Annotated in this window: 14 protein-coding genes; 8 read left to right on the top strand and 6 right to left on the bottom strand. The window is 65.0% G+C overall.

The genetic code is table 11. From position 1 onward, the window contains the following. Window positions 1-54: 54 nt before the first annotated feature. From ASD71_RS28460 to ASD71_RS26015, 6 genes are all read left to right on the top strand, one after another. Window positions 55-320, top strand: a 266-nt coding sequence (locus tag ASD71_RS28460; RefSeq protein ID WP_235512368.1) for an Ig-like domain-containing protein, incomplete at its 3' end; no start/stop codon positions are given. Between the two features lie 6 nt (window positions 321-326). Further along, on the top strand, window positions 327-1424 hold a 1098-nt coding region (locus ASD71_RS28465), incomplete at its 3' end, for a putative Ig domain-containing protein (protein WP_235512370.1). Window positions 1425-1503: 79 nt separating this feature from the next. Beyond that, a complete protein-coding gene (locus ASD71_RS26000) occupies window positions 1504-5418 on the top strand; it encodes a VCBS domain-containing protein (protein ID WP_235512372.1) in 3915 nt (1304 codons plus the stop codon). Between the two features lie 59 nt (window positions 5419-5477). Further along, window positions 5478-5987: a hypothetical protein gene (locus tag ASD71_RS26005; RefSeq protein WP_056571298.1), complete on the top strand. Its 510-nt coding sequence runs from the start codon at window positions 5478-5480 to the stop codon at window positions 5985-5987. Window positions 5988-6050: 63 nt separating this feature from the next. Beyond that, window positions 6051-6731 (top strand): transglutaminase-like cysteine peptidase, encoded by a 681-nt coding sequence (locus ASD71_RS26010; protein ID WP_056571300.1) that lies wholly within the window; start codon window positions 6051-6053, stop codon window positions 6729-6731. Window positions 6732-6748: 17 nt separating this feature from the next. Then, on the top strand, window positions 6749-8710 hold the full coding sequence (locus ASD71_RS26015; protein ID WP_056571302.1) for a LapD/MoxY N-terminal periplasmic domain-containing protein: 1962 nt from the start codon (window positions 6749-6751) through the stop codon (window positions 8708-8710). Window positions 8711-8755: 45 nt separating this feature from the next. Here ASD71_RS26015 and ASD71_RS26020 read toward each other — a convergent pair whose 3' ends face one another. The 3 genes from ASD71_RS26020 to ASD71_RS26030 are packed head-to-tail and all read right to left on the bottom strand — an operon-like array spanning window position 8756 to window position 12122. Beyond that, window positions 8756-9595: a M48 family metallopeptidase gene (locus ASD71_RS26020; RefSeq protein ID WP_056571587.1), complete on the bottom strand. Its 840-nt coding sequence runs from the start codon at window positions 9593-9595 to the stop codon at window positions 8756-8758. Between the two features lie 37 nt (window positions 9596-9632). Next, window positions 9633-10703 (bottom strand): chorismate synthase, encoded by a 1071-nt coding sequence (gene aroC / locus ASD71_RS26025; RefSeq protein WP_056571304.1) that lies wholly within the window; start codon window positions 10701-10703, stop codon window positions 9633-9635. A 36-nt stretch (window positions 10704-10739) separates the two neighbouring features. Further along, window positions 10740-12122, bottom strand: a complete 1383-nt coding sequence (locus tag ASD71_RS26030; protein WP_056571306.1) for a bifunctional diguanylate cyclase/phosphodiesterase — start codon at window positions 12120-12122, stop codon at window positions 10740-10742. A gap of 449 nt (window positions 12123-12571) precedes the next feature. On the opposite strand from ASD71_RS26030, the gene ASD71_RS26035 reads away from it, so the two are divergent. Both ASD71_RS26035 and ASD71_RS26040 read left to right on the top strand, forming a co-directional pair. Next, window positions 12572-14542, top strand: a complete 1971-nt coding sequence (locus ASD71_RS26035; protein WP_082579063.1) for an EAL domain-containing protein — start codon at window positions 12572-12574, stop codon at window positions 14540-14542. Between the two features lie 8 nt (window positions 14543-14550). After that, on the top strand, window positions 14551-16098 hold the full coding sequence (locus tag ASD71_RS26040) for a HAMP domain-containing sensor histidine kinase (protein ID WP_200949491.1): 1548 nt from the start codon (window positions 14551-14553) through the stop codon (window positions 16096-16098). Window positions 16099-16128: 30 nt separating this feature from the next. Here ASD71_RS26040 and ASD71_RS26045 read toward each other — a convergent pair whose 3' ends face one another. From ASD71_RS26045 to ASD71_RS26055, 3 genes are all read right to left on the bottom strand, one after another. After that, entirely contained in the window at window positions 16129-16848 is a 720-nt protein-coding gene (locus ASD71_RS26045; protein ID WP_043518814.1) for a response regulator transcription factor, read from the bottom strand. 211 nt (window positions 16849-17059) lie between these two features. After that, a complete protein-coding gene (locus ASD71_RS26050) occupies window positions 17060-18547 on the bottom strand; it encodes a YdiU family protein (RefSeq protein WP_056571309.1) in 1488 nt (495 codons plus the stop codon). Further along, window positions 18544-18915, bottom strand: coding sequence for a DUF2069 domain-containing protein (locus tag ASD71_RS26055; protein ID WP_056571311.1), 372 nt, complete (start codon window positions 18913-18915; stop codon window positions 18544-18546). Before ASD71_RS26055 ends, ASD71_RS26050 begins: the two co-directional genes overlap by 4 nt. Window position 18916 lies beyond the last annotated feature (1 nt).

Genomic DNA, 18916 nt, shown 5'->3' on the forward strand with positions numbered 1-18916 from the left:
AATGAAGGCGTCTACGCCGTCACCATCACCGCGACCGACAAGTCCGGCGCCTCGGTGTCGCAAGACTTCTCGTGGGACGTCAAGAACCCGGCTCCGACSGCCGTCAACGACACGGACAGCACCAACCAAGGCGTCAACCTCACCGCCGATGCCGCGCACGGCGTGCTGGCCAACGACACCGATCCGGAYGGCGACACGCTGCAGGTTTCGGCCGTCAAYGGCCAGGCGACCAACGTGGGCGCAGCAATCACCGGTTCCAACGGTGGCACCTTCACGCTGAACGCTGACGGTTCGTACTCGTTCAATCCTGGTTCGGCCTTNCCAACGTGGGCGCAGCAATCACCGGTTCCAACGGTGGCACCTTCACGCTGAACGCTGACGGTTCGTACTCGTTCAATCCTGGTTCGGCCTTTAACAACTTGGGCGCGAATCAAACCGCGACCAGCTCGATCACCTACACCGTCTCCGATGGCGAAGGTGGTACGTCGACCGCAACCTTGACGGTCACGATCACGGGCACCAACGACACCCCGATCCTGACCCCGGGCGTGACGCTGGATGATCAATCGGGCAACGACGGCCAAGCCATCACCCCGGTCGACATCTCCGGCCAGTTCTCGGATGTGGATACCGGCGACGTACTGACGTACTCGGCCACCGGTCTGCCGCCCGGCCTGACCATCGATCCGAAGACCGGCATCATCTCCGGCACGCTCGACAAGTCGGCTTCGCAAGGTGGCAATGAAGGCGTCTACGCCGTCACCATCACGGCGACCGACAAGTCCGGCGCCTCGGTGTCGCAAGACTTCTCGTGGGACGTCAAGAACCCGGCCCCGACCGCCGTCAACGACACGGACAGCACCAGCCAAGGCGTCAGCCTCACCGCCGATGCCGCGCATGGCGTGCTGGCCAACGACACGGATCCGGATGGCGACACGCTGCAGGTTTCGGCCGTCAATGGCCAAGCGACCAACGTGGGCGCAGCGATCGCGGGTTCGAACGGTGGTACGTTCACCCTGAACGCCGATGGCTCGTACAGCTTCAACCCCGGCTCCGCGTTTAACAACCTGGGCGCCAACCAGACCGCTACGTCGTCGATCACCTATACCGTCTCCGATGGCGAAGGCGGCACGTCGACCGCGACCTTGACGGTCACGATCACGGGCACCAACGACACCCCGATCCTCACCCCGGGTGTGACGCTGGATGATCAATCGGGCAACGATGGCCAGGCCATCACCCCGGTCGACATCTCCGGCCAGTTCTCGGATGTGGATACCGGCGATGCGCTGACGTACTCGGCCACCGGCCTGCCCCCGGGCCTGACCATCGATCCCAAGACCGGCATCATCTCCGGCACTTTGGACAAGTCGGCTTCGCAAGGCGGCAATGARGGCGTCTACGCCGTCACCATCACCGCGACCNGACAAGTCGGCTTCGCAAGGCGGCAATGARGGCGTCTACGCCGTCACCATCACCGCRACCGACAAGTCCGGCGCCTCGGTGTCGCAAGACTTCTCGTGGGACGTCAAGAACCCGGCTCCGACCGCCGTCAACGACACGGACAGCACCAACCAAGGCGTCAACCTCACCGCCGATGCGGCGCACGGCGTGCTGGCCAACGACACCGATCCGGACGGCGACACGCTGCAGGTTTCGGCCGTCAACGGCCAGGCGACCAACGTGGGCGCAGCAATCACCGGTTCCAACGGTGGCACCTTCACGCTGAACGCTGACGGTTCGTACTCGTTCAATCCTGGTTCGGCCTTTAACAACCTGGGCGCCAACCAGACGGCCACGTCGTCGATCACCTACACCGTCTCCGACGGCGAAGGCGGCACGTCGACCGCGACCTTGACGGTCACGATCACTGGCACCAATGACACCCCGATCCTCACCCCGGGCGTCACGCTGGATGACCAGGCCAACAACGACGGCCAAGCCATCACCCCGGTGAACATCTCCGGTCAGTTCACCGATGTGGACTCGGGCGATGTGCTGACGTACTCGGCCAATGGTCTGCCCCCGGGCCTGACCATCGATCCCAAGACCGGCATCATCTCCGGCACGCTCGACAAGTCGGCTTCGCAAGGTGGCAATGAGGGCGTCTACGCCGTCACCATCACGGCGACCGACAAGTCCGGCGCCTCGGTGTCGCAAGACTTTTCGTGGGACGTCAAGAACCCTGCCCCGACCGCGGTCAACGATTCGGGCAGCACCAAGCAAGGCGTCGGCCTCTCCGCCGATGCGGCGCACGGCGTGCTGTCCAACGACACCGATCCGGACGGCGACACCCTGCACGTCTCGGCCGTCAACGGCCAAGCGGCTGGCGTCGGCAAGGCCATCATCGGCTCCAACGGCGGCACCTTCACGCTGAACGCCGACGGTTCGTACTCGTTCAACCCGGGCTCCGCGTTCCAGCATCTGGCCAATGGCGCCAGCGCCACGACGTCGATCTCCTACACCGTCTCGGACGGCGAAGGCGGCCTCTCGACGGCGACGCTGACCGTGACCGTCACGGGCACGAACTCGGGTCCGACCTCGACCGTCATCGCCGACCAGACCGGCGTGGACTCGCAGACGGTCACGAGCGTGGATCTGTCCAGCCACTTCAAGGACGTGGACCTGGCGACCGGCGACAAACTGACGTTCAGCGCGTCCGGCTTGCCGAAGGGCCTGACGATCGATCCGAACACCGGCATCATCAGCGGCAAGATCGATCATTCCGCTTCGCAACTGGGCGGCACCGGCGTTCACACGATCACCGTCACCGCCACCGACAAGGCTGGCCTGTCGACGACCCAGACCTTCAAGTGGAACATCACGAATCCGCTGCCCCAGGCTCAGAACGACCAAGGCACGACGGACGAGGATACGACGCTGAGGGTGACGGACGCCAAGAAGGGCGTGCTTGCCAATGACGTGGATCCCGATGGCGACCCGCTGCAGGTTTCCGCTGTGGGCGGCAATGCCAACAGCGTGGGCAAGTCGATTGCCGGCCTGAATGGCGGCACGTTCACCATCAACGCCGACGGCACCTACACGTTCAACCCGGGCAACGACTTCCAGTACCTGAACGCCAACCAGACCGCACAGTCGTCGATCTGGTACACGGTGTCCGACGGCGAAGGCGGCACCAGCCAGGCCCTGCTGACGGTCACCGTCACGGGCAAGAACGACGTCGCCACGATCGGTGGCGCGGGCTCGGGCACGGTGTACGAGGACTCCCCGGCGTTTGCGAGCGGCAAGCTGACCGTGACCGATCCGGATGCCGGCCAGAGCTTCGTGCAGCCCCGCACCGCCGTGCAGGGCACTTACGGCACGTTCACCGTGGACGCCAACGGCAACTGGACCTACCAGCTCAACAACGCGCTGGCCGCCGTGCAGAACCTGAAGGCCGGCCAGACCCTGAGCGAAGTGTTCACGGTCACGTCCCAGGACGGCACCGCGACCAAGCCGGTCAACGTCACCATCGTGGGCACGAACGACGCGCCGATTTCGGGCGACGCGGAAGCGCACTCGACCGTCAACGCCTCGTACACGCTCAAGGTGTCCGACTTCCCGTTCAATGACGGCGTCGAAAATGACGGCTTCCAGAGCGTGGTCATCACCCGCATCCCGGGCGCCGGCGAAGGCACGCTGACCTTTGGCGGCCAACCCGTGACGGCTGGCCAGGTCATCTCTGTTGCCGACATCCAGTCGGGCAAGCTGGTGTTCACCCCGGCCACCGCGGGCGGCGATGCCACGTTCGACTTCTCGGTCCGTGATGCCGGCGGCACCGCGAACGGCGGACAGAACACCTCGGCCGAGCACACCTTCACGCTGTCCACGGACAAGCTGGCGGTGGGCAACAACACCTCCAACACGGACATCAACGGCGGTGGCGGCAACGACATCCTCGTGGGCGACCGTGGCGGTTCCGTGACGGCCGTCGAGCCGGGCAAGAACTACAACATCTCGCTCATCGTCGACGTGTCGGGCAGCATGACCGAGAAGATCGGCAACACGAACGTGACGCGGATCGCCCTGTTGAAGAGTTCGCTCGTCGCACTGGCCAATCAGCTGTCGAACCATGACGGCGTCGTGAACGTACGCCTCATTCCGTTCTCGGACAAGGCGCAGAGCGGTGTCACGATCAACAACCTGAGCAAGGCCAATGTCCAGCTGTTGCTCGACGCCATCGACGGATTGAGGGCCGACGGCAACACCAACTATCAGGACGCCTTCAACAAGGCCGTAAGCTGGTTCAACTCGCAGGTTTCGGGCGGCAAGGACGCGGATCACAACTACCAGAACCTGACGTTCTTCCTGACGGACGGCAACCCCAACGTCTACGGCACCAGCGGCAACCAAAGCAACGGCGCAATGCAGCAGGCCATCGATGCAGCCAAGCCCCTGGTGGATGGATCCGGCGTGCTGGTGGGTGGCAACAAGGTCGTGATGTATGGCATTGGCATTGGCACCGGGGTCAACAGCGACTACCTGCGGTTCTTTGACAATACCAACGCCACGGGCCAGGGTTCGACGAAGGTTACGGAAGGCAGCGGCTGCAACTCCTCGGAATACACCGTCAACGGTACGGTGGGTCAGCCCCAGATCGTCAACAGCGCCAACGAGCTGAACGCCGCTCTGCAAGGCGGCCAGACGACGACGGACCCGGCGCCGGTTTCCGGCGACACGATCCATGGCGGTGATGGCAACGACATCATCTTCGGCGACACCATCAACACCGACCATCTGTCGTGGACCGGCAATGCCGCAGGCAGCCATAACGGCCAAGGCTGGCAGGCGCTGGTGGACTACATGACCGCGCAGAAGGGCGGCGTCGCGCCGACGACCCTGGAGCTCTACAACTACCTGCAGCAGCACAGCGCCGAGTTCGACAAGGCCGGCGACACGCGCGGCGGAGACGACTTCCTGTACGGCGGCAAGGGCGACGACACCCTCTTCGGCCAAGGCGGCAATGACTACCTGCATGGCGGCGAGGGCAACGACACCCTCTACGGCGGCACGGGCAATGACGTCCTGGTCGGCGGCAAGGGCAACGACATCCTCGTCGGCGGCGCGGGCAGCGACACCTTCCGTTGGGAACTCAACGATCAGGGCACGGCGGCCGCACCCGCCGTCGACCGGATCAAGGATTTCTCGACGGCCACGCCCGCCAACAATGGCGACGTGCTGGACCTCCGCGACCTGCTGCAGCAAGAAGAGTCCAACCCGCTGACCAACTACCTGCAGGTCAAGAAGGAAGGCAGCAACACCGTCATCAATGTGAGCACCAATGGCGATCTCGCCCACAACATCGACCAGAAGATCATTCTGGAGAATGTGGACCTGACCAACAATGGTTCGCTGACCAGCGCCCAAGTCATCAATGACCTGATGAACAAGGGTAAACTGATCGTCGATCACAACTGACCCACGCGCCACGCGCTCCGGCCTTTGCGGGCCGGAGCGCGGCCTTTTGCCGGTATCCCATGCCCAAGCATTTTTTTGAACGCGACCAGCTTCTTGCCTGGTTCAAAGGAAACGCCGCCGCGGCCGACTACGTGGACATGGTGTGCCGCATTGCGCATCTCTGGGACGATCTCATCGACCGCGACAAGGAAGTCCCGGATGACGAGATCAACCAGGGCTTTTTCGAGGCGCTCATCAAGCTGCCGCGCAATCCGTTCTACCGCACGCATTTCGATCACCTGAACGCCGTGCTCATCAACGCCGTCTCCAACTGGCAGATCGCGACCAAGCTCGAGCGCGAGGGCGGTGACTACGAAAAAAGCATCGCGTTTGTCCTGCGCTCTTCCTATGCCGACCTCATCACGCAATCCGCGCTGATCGTGGGCGGTGAAAAATGGGCCTGCCAGGTCGGCGAAGAGGTCCGCAAGGCGACGCACGGCGAAACCTTCGATGGCTACATCAAAAATCTGTCCCAGGAGGCCTCGGACCGGACGCGCATGAAGGCCGCCCGGCAGGCAAAGAACAGCTAGTCCGAGCATGACCGCCCGGGAGATCGGCATCGACATGCGGCGACATCATCCGCACACTGATTCATGCCTGGCCGCCGCCCGCTTCGGCTGAAACGGGCCATCAGCCTGGCATTGCTTGGCCTTGCCTGCTGGTGGGGCGGCAGCTTTGCGATCGAAGTCGATGCCGTCAAGCTTCAAAAGCTGTCGGCCAGCCGCTATGGCGCGAAAGGCGCCAGGTCGGTCGACAACTGGCTGCAACTGCTGCGCACCCCTGCCCCCACAACTGACCGCGACCGTCTAACCGTCGCCAACGATTTCTGGAACCGCGCCCTGCTGTCTGGCGAGGATTCCATCATCTGGAAGCAAGCCGATTACTGGGCCACGCCGCTGGAGTCGCTGGGCAAGGGCGCGGGCGATTGCGAAGACTACGTCATCGGCAAGTACTTCACCCTGCTCTCGATGGGCGTGCCGGCCAACAAGCTGCGTTTCATCTACGTACGCGCCCGGATCGGCGGCGCGGCCAGCAGCAGCCAGGTGGCCCACATGGTGCTGGGCTATTACGAAACCCCGAATGCCGTCCCGCTCGTGCTGGACAGCCTGATCTCAACCATCCTGCCGGCCACGCAGCGGCGCGACCTGACGCCGGTTTTCAGTTTCAACGCCGACGGCGTCTACGTGGACGGCAAGGCGGCCGCCCCTGTCGACCGCCTAAGCCGCTGGCGCGACCTACTTCAACGCATGGAACGGGAAGGCATCCGCCCCTGATGTCCGGAAACAAGACTATGTCCATACTTCGTCAGCTACTGCTCAGTGTGACCCTCGCCATCAGCGTGATTTTGCTGGGGACGCTGGCGCTCAGCGTCAATTCGGCGCGCGAGTACCTGTCGGGCCAGCTCCAGGTGCAAAGCACCGACGCGGCCGTCTCCCTGGCCCTGTCCTTGTCACAACCGGCGAACAACGACCCGGTCGTGCAGGAACTGCTGGTGTCGGCGCTGTACGACGGCGGCCACTTCTCGCTGGTGCGCCTGACGGATCCCGACGGCAAGGTGCTGATCGAACGCAAGTCCACGGCCACCGCCGCTTCCGTGCCGGCATGGTTCCAGGCGCTGGCGCCGCTGGATAGCCAGGCGGCCAGCCACGCGGTCAGCGACGGCTGGCGGCAGATCGGCGAAGTCACCCTTATTGCCAACGACGCCTACGCCTGGGAAGCCCTGTGGCGCAGCAGCTTGAAGATGATCGCGCTGGTCGTGGGCGCGGGCATCCTGTGGGCCATGTTTGCCTTCGTGCTGGTCGGTTGGATCAAGAACCGCCTGCTGCGCGAGATCAGCGACCACGTCCGCGGCATCGGCCGCGACGCGCCGGGCGAGCAGGTCGAGGCGCGCGTGCCGGAACTGTCCGGCGTGGTGCAGGCGCTGAACCAGACGCGCGAACGCATCCATGCCAGCGTCGAGGAACAGAACGCCAAGATCGAGTCGCTGGAACTGGAGCTGAACCAGGACCCGGTGACGGGCCTGCCCAACCGCAAATACTTCGTCAACGAGTTCCGGCGCGCGCTGGAAACCCGGCCGGCGTCGGGAACGTCGCGGATCGACGGCGGGCATGTGCTGGTGTTCCGCCAGCGCGACCTGGCCGACCTGAACCGCCACATGCCGCGCGAATTCATCGACCAGTGGCTGCGCACCGCCTGCGAACGCATCCAGGGCACGCTCAAGCGCATGCACGTCGCGACGCCCATGCTGGCGCGGCTGAACGGCTCCGACTTTGCGCTGCTGCTGCCCGGCTGCGCGGCGCCCCAAGCCATGATGGTGGCCGAGCAGGTGCGCGCGGATTTGCATGCCTCGCGCATTCCGGTTGGCGAGGGCCATCTGTGCCGCTGGGCGCAGGCCATGACCGATTACGGACACGGCAGCCAGGCTGGCGCCGTGCTCGCGCGTCTGGATTTTGGTCTGATGCGCGCGGAAAGCGCCGGCAACGACCAGGTCGTGATCGCCGGCGCCACCGACATGCAATCGCCGTCGGAAGCGGGCGAACGCGCCTGGAAAGACGCCATCCAGACGGCGCTGGAAAACCGGCAGTTCGAACTGTCGACGGAACCGCTGCTGGCGCTGGACGGTCACGTGGTGCGCACCGAAGCCATGCTGATGCTGCGCACCGCGCCCGACCAGGAGCCTATCCCGGCCACCCTCTTCATCCCGCCGGCGGTGCGGCTGGATCTGGTGGCGGAATGCGATCTGGAATCCGTGAGGCTCGGCCTGGCATGGCTGGCCAGCCATTCGGGCGAATTGGCCGTGCGCGTGGCGCTGCCCTCGCTGCGCGGCCAGAAGTTCCTGCGCCAGCTCGCGTTGCTGCTGACCGAGAACCGCCCCCTGGCGCGCCGCCTGTACCTGGAAATCGACGCGCACGGGTTAGTGGAATGCCACGAACAGATCACCGCGTTTGCGCGCGTGGCCGCAGAATTCGGCGCACACATCGGCGTGCGCCGGCTGGCGCAGCAGTTCGGCGCGGTGGCGCAGCTGCATACGCTGCCGTTGTCCTACGTGAAACTGGGCGGGGGATTCGTGGGCGGCATGTCGCAGAGCCCGGGCAGCCAGCAATTGACCGCGTCGGTGCTGGAAACGGCCCGTTCGCTGGGGATTGCGGTCTATGCGGAAGACGTGCCGGACGCCGAGACGCAGCGCATTCTGCACGGTCTGGGGATCGAGATCATGCGCGGTCAGGGCGTCAGGACGACGGGCCAGGTTTAGGCCGGGCCGGCGCCCCTGCGACGGGGCGCCGCGCCGGCATCGCGCTTAGCGCGCGGCCTGGCCCTTGGACTGTTCGTACAGCGGCATCACCTTCTGCGCGGCCGTTTGCAGGTCGCTGATGCGCGAAGCGGCCGACGGGTGGGTCGACAGGATCTCGGGCGGCGCGCTGCCCTGGCTGGCCGCGCCCATCTTCTGCCACAGCGTCACGGCGGCGCGCGGGTCGAAGCCTGCCCTGGCCGCCAGTTCCACGCCCATCCGGTCCGCTTCGGTCTCGTGCGTGCGGCTGTTGGGCAAGGTGAACATCACGCTGGTCAACTCACCGCCCAGGTCCGACGCCGCCGGGGATCCCGTGGCGATTGCCAACACCTGCAGGCCCAGGTCGGTCGCCATCTGTTGCGACACGCGCTCACGCGCATGTTCACGCAAGGCGTGGGCGATTTCGTGGCCCAGCACCGCGGCCAGTTCATCGTCGGTGGGTTTGATCTGCGAGATCAGGCCGGTGTAGACGGCGATCTTGCCGCCGGGCATGCACCAGGCGTTGACCTCGTTTTGGGACAGCACGTGGACTTCCCATTTCCAGTTGGCCGCATCCGGACGGAACACGCCCGCCTGTGCGATCAGGCGCTGCGAGATCTCGCGCACGCGCGCAAGCTGCTTGGCGTCGCGATCCAGCAGGCCCTTGTCCTTGGCTTCCTGCAGGATCTGGGCGTACTGCTGGTTCGCTTCCTGTTCCAGCGCCTGCGCCGGCACCATGCTGGACATGTATTGCTTGCGGTCGACGCCCACGGCGCCTGACTGCGTGGTGTTCATGCCGGTGCAGCCTGCCAGCACGGCCAGCGACAACACGGCCCCGGCATTGCGCAGAAAATGACGCTTCTGTTTCATGTCGGCCTCCAAGCCAATTCAACAACGGGAAAACGTATCAGACGGGGGCCGCGCCGCATTGTCCGCGATGGCGCAACGCGTGGTCGATCAGCACAAGCGCCAGCATGGCCTCGGCGATCGGCGTTGCGCGGATGCCCACGCACGGGTCGTGGCGGCCCAGCGTCTGCACCATCACCGGCTCGTTGGCGCGGTTGACGGAGCGGCGCTCGACGCGGATGCTGGACGTGGGTTTGATCGCGAGCGACACGGTAATGGGCTGGCCGGTCGAAATGCCGCCCAACACGCCCCCGGCGTGGTTGCTCAGGAAGCCATCGGGCGTGATCTCGTCGCCATGTTCCGACCCGCGCTGCGCGATGCAGTCGAAGCCGGCGCCAATAGAAACCCCCTTGACCGCGTTCAGACCCATCATGACGTGGGCAATGTCGGCGTCCAGGCGGTCGTAGATGGGCTCGCCCCAGCCGGCCGGCAGGTTCTCTGCCACGACTTCAATGCGCGCACCGATGGAATCGCCGTCCCGGCGCAACTGGTCCATGTAGGCTTCCAGTTCGGGGACGACCTCGGCGTTGGGCGCATAGAAGGGATTGTTGGGCACTTCGTCCCACGAAACGAACGGGATGGCGACAGGGCCCAGTTGGCTCATGTAGCCGCGGACCTTGACGCCGTATTGCTCGGCCAGCCACTTCTTGGCGATGGCGCCGGCTGCCACGGTGGGCGCGGTCAGCCGCGCCGAGGAACGTCCGCCGCCGCGCGGGTCGCGCACGCCAAATTTGCGCCAGTAGGCAAAATCGGCGTGGCCCGGGCGGAAGGTGTCCTGGATGTTGGAGTAGTCCTTGCTGCGCGCGTCGGTGTTGCGGATCAGCAGCCCGATCGGCGTGCCGGTGGTGACCCCTTCGTAGACGCCGGACAGGATCTCGACCTGGTCGGCTTCCTGGCGCTGCGTCACGTGGCGCGAGGTGCCCGGGCGGCGGCGGTCCAGTTCGAACTGGATGTCGGATACGTCCAGGGCCAGTCCGGGGGGACAGCCGTCCACGACGCAGCCGATGGCCGGCCCGTGGGATTCGCCGAAATTCGTGACGGTAAAGAGAGTACCTAGGGTATTGCCGGGCATAAGGAGTCAACAGGTCGGGTTTGCAAGCAACCCCGATTATGACACCGCCGCAGCCAAAGCCTGGATTTCAGCGGCGGGCGCCGGGCGCCCCAGCAGAAAGCCCTGCATCACGCGGCATCCCAACGACTTCAGGATTTCGCGCTGCCCTTCGGTTTCGACGCCTTCGGCCACGACCGGCAGGTGCATCGCCTGGCACAGGCCGAACAGGGCGGAGACCACTTCGCGGCTGCCGGCGTCCGATTCCAGGGCGGAAATGAAGCTGCGGTCGATCTTGACCCAGTCGATGGGCAGATGGCGCAGATGGTTCAGGCTGGAATAGCCGCAGCCAAAGTCATCCAGCGCCACGCCGATGCCCATCTCGCGCAGCGTGTTCAAGATCTTCACGTGCCGCTCGTAGTGCAGGATGAAGATGGATTCGGTGATCTCCAGCACCAGCTTGCGCGGCGACAACCGGGTGGCGGCCAGCACGTCGGACACAAGCTGCACCAGCCCGTCTTCGTTCATCTGCTTGACCGACAGGTTCACGTGGACCCGCCACGCCGTCGGCCACAACGCCGCCTGCGTGCATGCGCGCTCCAGGATCCAGGCGCCCAGCGGCACGATCAGGCCGCTGCGCTCGGCCAGTTCGATCGTCACGGCGGGCGACACACTGCCCAGCACGGGATGATGCCAGCGCAGCAGCGCTTCGCACCCCTGCACCACGCCGGTCGCGCTGTCGCAGACCGGCTGGTAATAGAGTTCGAACTGTTCCATGGCCGGCGTCGTCAGCGCCAGCCTCAGGTCGTTTTCCAGGCCCTGCTGGTCCCGCTGCCGCGCCAGCAGCCGGAAGTCGAAAAGATTCCAGCCCTCGCCGCCCCGATCCTTGAGCGGCACCATCGCCACCTGCACGCAGCGTTGCAATTCCTCGACGCTGCGGCCGTGGGCGGGATACAGGGCCGCGCCAATCCGGAAGACGGCAATCAGGGGACGCGCGCCCAATTCATACGGCGCGCTCAGGTCGGCGAGGAGCTTGGCGGACACCTGGGCGGCGCCCTCCTCGTCCACGCCGGGCACACAGACGGTGAACGAATCGGTCCCGGTGCGCGCGGCCATCCCGCCAAGCGTGCGTGCGACCAGGCTGATGCGATCCGCCACCTGAACCAAAAGCGCCTGGTCTTCGCCGGCGCGCAGCATGGCGCTGATCTGTGCGTAGTGTTCGAAACTGACGAGAAAAAAGGCGCCACGGCGCGTCGTGCCCTGCGGCTGGCCCAGCCAGACACGCACGCGACGATGCAACTCCTGTTGGCTAAGGAGGCCGGTCAGTTCATCCCGCGTCAGGCGGCGGCGTAGCGCACGCTCCCGGCGGAAGAACAGCAGACTGATCGCTGCAAGTGCGCCCGCGAGCGTCAGGCACAGTGCGAGCAGGTAACTCTCACGCACGGAGCCCCCCTATCCAAAAGCCCCCGGCGTTGCGACCCGATCTCGGGCCCGGGGGCTGTAACATATTTTAAATTATGCATTGTTTTCGCAAAAAAACGCCACATTTCGGAGGCAACGCGCCCCTTTCTCCTGACTTTCTTTGGATCCGATGGTGCTCGTAGCGGTCATGGCGGGGTCCTGGATTGGCGGTCGCTGGCCAGTCCTCTCGCCATGCCTCGACCTATCTACGACACCGCAACCCCAAAAATTAATACGCAGTGTCTCAATAGTTCTCAAACGGGCAATTCTCACGAACGAAATAATTGCACACCTTGTCTGATATAACCGAGGATTTCGTAATATTCTGTGCGTTCTGTGACAAGTCCCATTACAGTGTCAGCGTTGTCGGCTGTCGTTTCGTAACGTGTGTCACGTTTGATATCCAGGTCCCGGAAGCGACTCGCAAGTTCATGCCCACCCTACGCCGGCTGCTTTTATGCTCCGCCCTTCTGATCGGCTTCATCCTGCTGGGCGCCCAAGCCCTCGGGATGCTGGCGGCCCACCGCTATCTGAATACGCAGCTCGCCCAGCAAAGCGAATCGGGCGCGAACGCGCTCGCGTGGGCCTTGTCGCACAGTTCGGGCAGCCACCGCGAGCAGGTTGAGCTTGCCGATGAACTGTTCGGGCAGGGCCTGTATGCGCTGGTCAATATCACGAACGAAGGGAGCGGGCTGCGCGTAGAGCGCCGGGCGGGGCCGGCTGCCGCCGGCCGGGAGCGCGACTGGCGCGCCGCCTGGCTGAATATGGAAGCGCCGGCCGCTTCCCGGCCGTTCGTCATTCCGGGCGGCCAAGCCAAGGGCACCCTTACGGTGCAGGCCGACGCGCGCCTGGCTCGCGACACCCTCTGGCAAGGCGGCGTCCGGGTGCTGGGTCTGGTGCTGGCCGCCGCCGCCTTCTGGGCGCTGTTCGCCACCAATCTCGTGCGATGGATCGAGGCCCGCACGTCCCGCGACATCTGCGAACGTGTGCGCGCCCTGGCTCCCGGCGCCGACGCGCCGCTGAGCGGTTCGTGCGAAGTGCCCGGCGTGGATCAGGCGCTGGTCGACGCGCAGCGCCGTGTCGCCGCCACCGTCGAGGAACAGAATGCCCGCATCGAATCGCTGCAAAGCGAGATCTACCGGGATCCCATCTCGCGTCTGTCGAACCGCAAGCACTTTGTCGACCAGTTCAGGCTCGCGCTGGCCGACAAATCCGACGAGGCCGGCGGCCATCTGCTGATGTTCCGCCAGCGGGACCTCGCACAAATCAACCGCCACCTGTCGCGCGCATTCACTGACCAGTGGCTGCGCTCATCGTCGGACCGCCTGCGCAAGCTCGTGCAGGAATTCGGCGGCCCGGGCACGCTGATCGCCCGGATCAGCGGATCGGATTTCGCCCTCTTGCTGCCGCGCACATCGGCGCCGCAGGCCAGCGTGCTGGCCGAACGCGTGCGGCGCGAGTTGCGGTCGCTGCGCGTGCCCATGGACAAATACGGGTGGTGCCGCTGGGCGCTGGCCATGGCGGCGTTTGCCCCGGGCGACAACATGAGCGACATCCTGGCGCGTCTGGACCACGCACTTATGTGCGCCGAAAGCGCGGACGACGACCAGATCACCCCGGCAAGCCAGGCCGCCGACAGCACCCGCATCGGCGAATACAGTTGGCACGACGCGCTGGTCACGGCGCTGGAGCAGCACCGGTTCTCACTGTCTGCCCAGCCCCTGCATGACCTGTCCGGCGCCTTGCTGCACCACGAGGCCTGCCTGACGCTGCACGATGCCTCCGGCACCGATCCCGTGCCTGCCTCGATCTTCATGCCGCCGGCCGTGCGCCTGGGCCTGTCCGCCGAATGCGATATCCAGGCGATCCGCCTTGGCCTGGACTGGCTGTTCACCCATGACGGCGCGCTCACAGTGCCGGTATCGCTCGCCACTCTTGCGCAAGGATCGTTCTTCGCGCGCCTTGAACGCATGCTCGAGGACCGGCCCGCACTATCCACGCGCCTGATCCTCGAAGTCGACGCCGCAGGTCTCGTCGAACAAGGCGCCGACGTGCGCCAGCTCTGCGACATCGTCACGGGCGCCCGCGGACGAGTCGGGGTATCGCGGCTGTCGCAGCAGTTTGGCGCCATGGAGCACCTGCATGAATTCCCCGTCTCGTACGTGACGCTGAGCGGCAGTTTCATCAGCGGCATCCTGCAAAGCCCCGGCAGCCAGCACCTCGCGGCCACCGTGGTCACGACCGCGACGACGCTCGGCATGGCGGTCTATGCGGCCGACGTGCCCGACTCGGCCACGCAGCTCGTACTGGAAGAAATCGGCGTCCGTGCAATAAGCGGGGCTGTCGTAAACTCCGCCCGCGCGCATGACCTTGCGCACGATCACCAATGGGTTCCTAGTTGACGGAAGTATTGCTTCTTCGCACCCGCTGGCGTTTGCGCCGCCCTCGCGCAAGCCAGCCCGGCGCCTTCCGGACATCCGTCCGGTCGGGAATCGGGCTGCTGCTGTGCGCCTTCTTCTGGCCGGCCTACGCGTTCGCTTATGGGTTGAATGCCGACGCGCTGAATGCCGGCACGCTGACTACCGGCTATGACAACCTGCACTCGGGCCTGACCGCCGGCGTTGCGATCGCCTGCGCGATGGCATGCGGCGTGGCCTGGGCGCATACGCGCAACGCCCTGTATGCGGCGGGTGTGGCCTTCGCGCTGGTCGAAGGCCTGTTCCGTTCCCTGCCCAATCTGATGCCGCCCGGCGCGCTGCAGGCCGCCTCCTATGCCGCCCTGCTCGCCCTGACCTCGCCCCTGTTGCAGGGATCGCGCATTGCGGCCGGGTTGGGCGCCGCGTGCCGGTGGGTCTGCATCGCACTCTCGGGCGTGGCGGCGCTGGCGTTGATCTTCGTGTACGAAACCGAATCGGGAATGCTGCCGGCGGCTATCGCCGGTGTATGCGCGGCGCTCAGCGTGCCGTTGGCGCTGTGGTTCCTGGCCAGCGCGGTACGGCAGCGGTCCGGCCGCCCGGCCAACCTGGCGCTGATGCTTGCCTTTGGGGTATCAGCCTGGATCCTCGGACACGACGCTTGGCGCGCAAGCGGGGCAGACGCCGCGGATGCAAGCTTCGAAGTGCTGAGACTGATGCTGGTGTCAGGCACGCTCGTGTGGCTGGCTCTGGAGGCATCCAACCGCGCCGCACCCGCGCCAAACAAGAGCGCCAGCTCCGACGCCGAACATCTGGCGCAAGGCGAACTGCGCCTGGCCGAACTTGCCGGCGCGCTGGACACGCAGCGGCAGATGAACGCGCTGATTTCGCACGAGTTGCGCGCGCCCCTGGCCACCATCAGCGCCGCGGCGCAATCCCTGGACATGATTCTCTCGGACAGCGGCGAAACCGTGGACACGCGACTGGCGCGCATACACCGGTCGGTCGCACGCATGACCGAACTGATGGATCAGTTGTTGAACCAGGATCGCCTCGAGGAACACGCCTGGAGCCCGCGCGGCGAACAGACCGACATGGCCGAACTGGCGCGCGACGTGGTGAACGCCATGCGCCCGGATACCGCCCATGCCTTGGTGCTGGAAGCGCAGGCGCCGCAGCCGGTGTTCTGCGATCGCCCGCTCACCAGCGTCGTCGTGCGCAACCTGATCCACAACGCCATCAAGTATTCGCCGGCCAACGAGCCGGTGCGGATCGAAACAGGCCACACGCGGGTTGGCGACACATTCATGACGTGGGCCGCCGTGGTGGACCGTGGGCCCGGTATCGGGGAAGATGAGCAGGCTCGGATCTTTGAACCGCGCTTTCGGCGGTCCGCGCACCGCGAAACTCAGGGCATGGGGATAGGGCTGTACCTGGCCCGGCGCATCTGCCAAAGCCAGGGCGGATCGCTGACGATGCAAAGCAAGGTGGGCGTGGGCACGCGCTTTGTCATCACCCTGCCCGCCAGCGCGCCGTCAGCTTAGGCGCTGAGGTCGCTTAGGCCCGGAGATGGCCTAAGCCGCGAACACGTAGCCCTGGCCGCGTACCGACAACACCGGCAGCTTGAGACCGGCGCTCTGCGCCTTGGCGCGCAAACGGCTCACCAGCACGTCGATGCGCCGCAATTCAAACCCGCCCGGACTGTCGGGCAGGAAGAGTTCGGCCAGTGCCTGGCGGCTGACGGCGCTGCCTGCTGCATCCATCAGCGCAACGAGGAACGTCCGTTCCTGCGCGCTCAGGTGCAGCGATGCGCCATCGGGCGCCACAAGAATCCAGCCGCCGTCCTGCAGCGACCAGTTCGTATCCGCCGAGGCGCGCGTTTCGGCGTCGGCCGGGCGCGGCGCCTTGGCCAGCCGCATGCGGCGCGCCAGGCTGCGGATGACCGAGCTGAGTTCCAGCAGATCCACCGGCTTGGTCATGTAGACGTCGGCCCCGCCTTCCAACCCGCGGACGCGGTCTTCCAGCGCGCTGCGGCCCGTCAGCATGACGATGCCCACCGGGCTCAGGGCGCGCAGGCGGGTCGCGACGGAAAAGCCGTCTTCGCCGGGAAGATGAGCGTCGAGAATGACGATGTCGCACGGCTGTTCCTGCAGGCGGCGGTAAAACGCCACTGCATTGTCACAGGCGAACGCCACGCGAAAGCCGTAGCCGCCCAAGCCCAACGCCAATTCCTCGCGGAAGTCGGCGTCGTCCTCAAGCAGACCTATACATAGCAAACCATCTGCACCAGGCATATTCAGAGTGCTTTACATTGAAATTGTCGACAAACCCCTGGAGCGCCCACGCAACAAAAATGCCCCGGAGCCGGCAATCTTACGACTTTTACAATAGAAACGAATGATTGCAGCGAAAAAAACGGCGATATTTCACATTTTTGCCAAGGATTTTCCTTAATCCCGGCAATAACGCGTGATTAATACCGCCGACGATATCGCAAAACCATCCTCAGGACGAGCAACTCACTTCAATTCCGCCCGCCCAATCGGGCGGCAAGCCGGCATAGCGTTCAAAACCGTCCTGCGCGACGAACGGATTGCGCAGCAGTTTCATGAGCGTTTCAATTTCGCTGGCGTCGCCAGCTTTGGCCGCGCGAATCGCCTCTTCCGCCAGATGGTTACGCAGCACGTATAACGGATTCACGCCATTCATGGCGGCCGCCGTTTCCGCGGCGGGCCTTCCGTCCTGTGCATGGCGTGCCAACAGGCGGTCAAGCCAGGCGCCGGCGGCGGGCCGGTCAATAAACAAATCTTCAAAACCGCTGCGCTGCCCTTGCGTGGCATCGGCCAGCCGCCGCCACGACAGCGTAAAGTCCGCCTGATTGGCGTCCATCAGTTTAAGCAGATCGTCCAGCAGCGCTTCATCTTCCGGCCGCCACGCCGCCAATCCCATCTTGGCGCCCATCTTGTCATGGAAGGCGCGCGTAAAAATGGCTTCGAATTCGTCCAGCACCGCCCGAAGCGCGTCGGCGTCCTGGACCAGCATGTGCAGACTGCCGCCCAGCCGATACAGGTTCCACAGCGCCACGGAAGGCTGCCGATTCCAGGAGTAGCGTCCCTCGGCATCCGAATGGTTGCAAATATGGCCCAGCCGGAATCCGTCCATGAAACCATAAGGACCGTAATCCAGCGTCAGCCCCAGGATCGACATATTGTCGGTATTCATGACGCCGTGGCAAAACCCGACTGCCTGCCAGTCCGCCATCAGCAACGCCGTGCGCCGCGTGACTTCCCGCAGCAGATTCACGTACGGTGCGGTATCGGACGCCGAATCCCCCATCTGCACCTCGCGGCATTCTGGGTAGTAGCGGTCGATCACATAATCGGCCAGCGTTTTCAGCAGGTCGGGCTGGCGCCGCGACGACCAATGTTCAAACGAGCCGAATCTGATAAAACTGGGCGACATCCGGGTCACGATCGCCGCAGTCTCGACGGTCTCGCGCATTACCGGATCATCGGAGACAACAAGCGCCAGGGCACGCGTGGTGGGCACGCCCAGCCCGAACATGGCCTCGCTGGCCAGGTATTCGCGCACGGACGACCGCAACACGGCCCGCCCGTCCCCCATCCGCGAATACGGCGTCATGCCGGAACCCTTGAGCTGCAGCTCCCAAGCGCCCGCGGGCCCTTGAACTTCCCCCAGGAGATGCGCCCGTCCATCGCCAAGCTGACCCGCCCACACCCCGAACTGGTGGCCGCTATAGACGGCCGCAAGCGTATCGCCGCCCGGCATAGGTTGGCCGCCGGAAAATACCTGCAGGAATTCGGGGGTGGTCAGGACCGACGGATCCAGGCCGATCAGAGCGGCCGCCTGCTCGTTGGCATGCAGCAGACGAGGATTATTCAGCCCACGCGGCGCCAGCCGGGTGTAGAAGGCTTCGGGCAGGGCTGCAAAAGAATTGACGGCTTGCAGTTCGGACAGGGACAGGGCGTTCATGCGCGTTGACTCCGGGCAGCGCGCTTGGCGGGCCGCACATAGAAGATGGCGCTGAGGAAAAAGGTGGTGGACAAGATGATCTCGCCCCACGCCATCAAGACGGACAGTGGCGCCGGATCCGACATGGCGCGCACCACGCCTTCCATCAGATACAGCAGCGACAGCATGGCCGCCCACTGATAAGTGTAGAGATTGCCGCGCACGATGCCGCGCAGCGGAAACGCCAGCGGCAAGGCTTTCAGCAGCATCCAGGAACCGCCCGGCCGCACGGGCGCCACCACGGTTTCCCAGGCGACGCAAAGCACGATCAGGGCAAACAATGAAACCGAGGCCACGAGGCGCAGGCGGGGGTTGAGTTCGGGATTCATG

The sequence above is a fragment of the Achromobacter sp. Root565 genome (genome assembly GCF_001427425.1).
Lineage (GTDB): Bacteria > Pseudomonadota > Gammaproteobacteria > Burkholderiales > Burkholderiaceae_B > Achromobacter > Achromobacter spanius_D.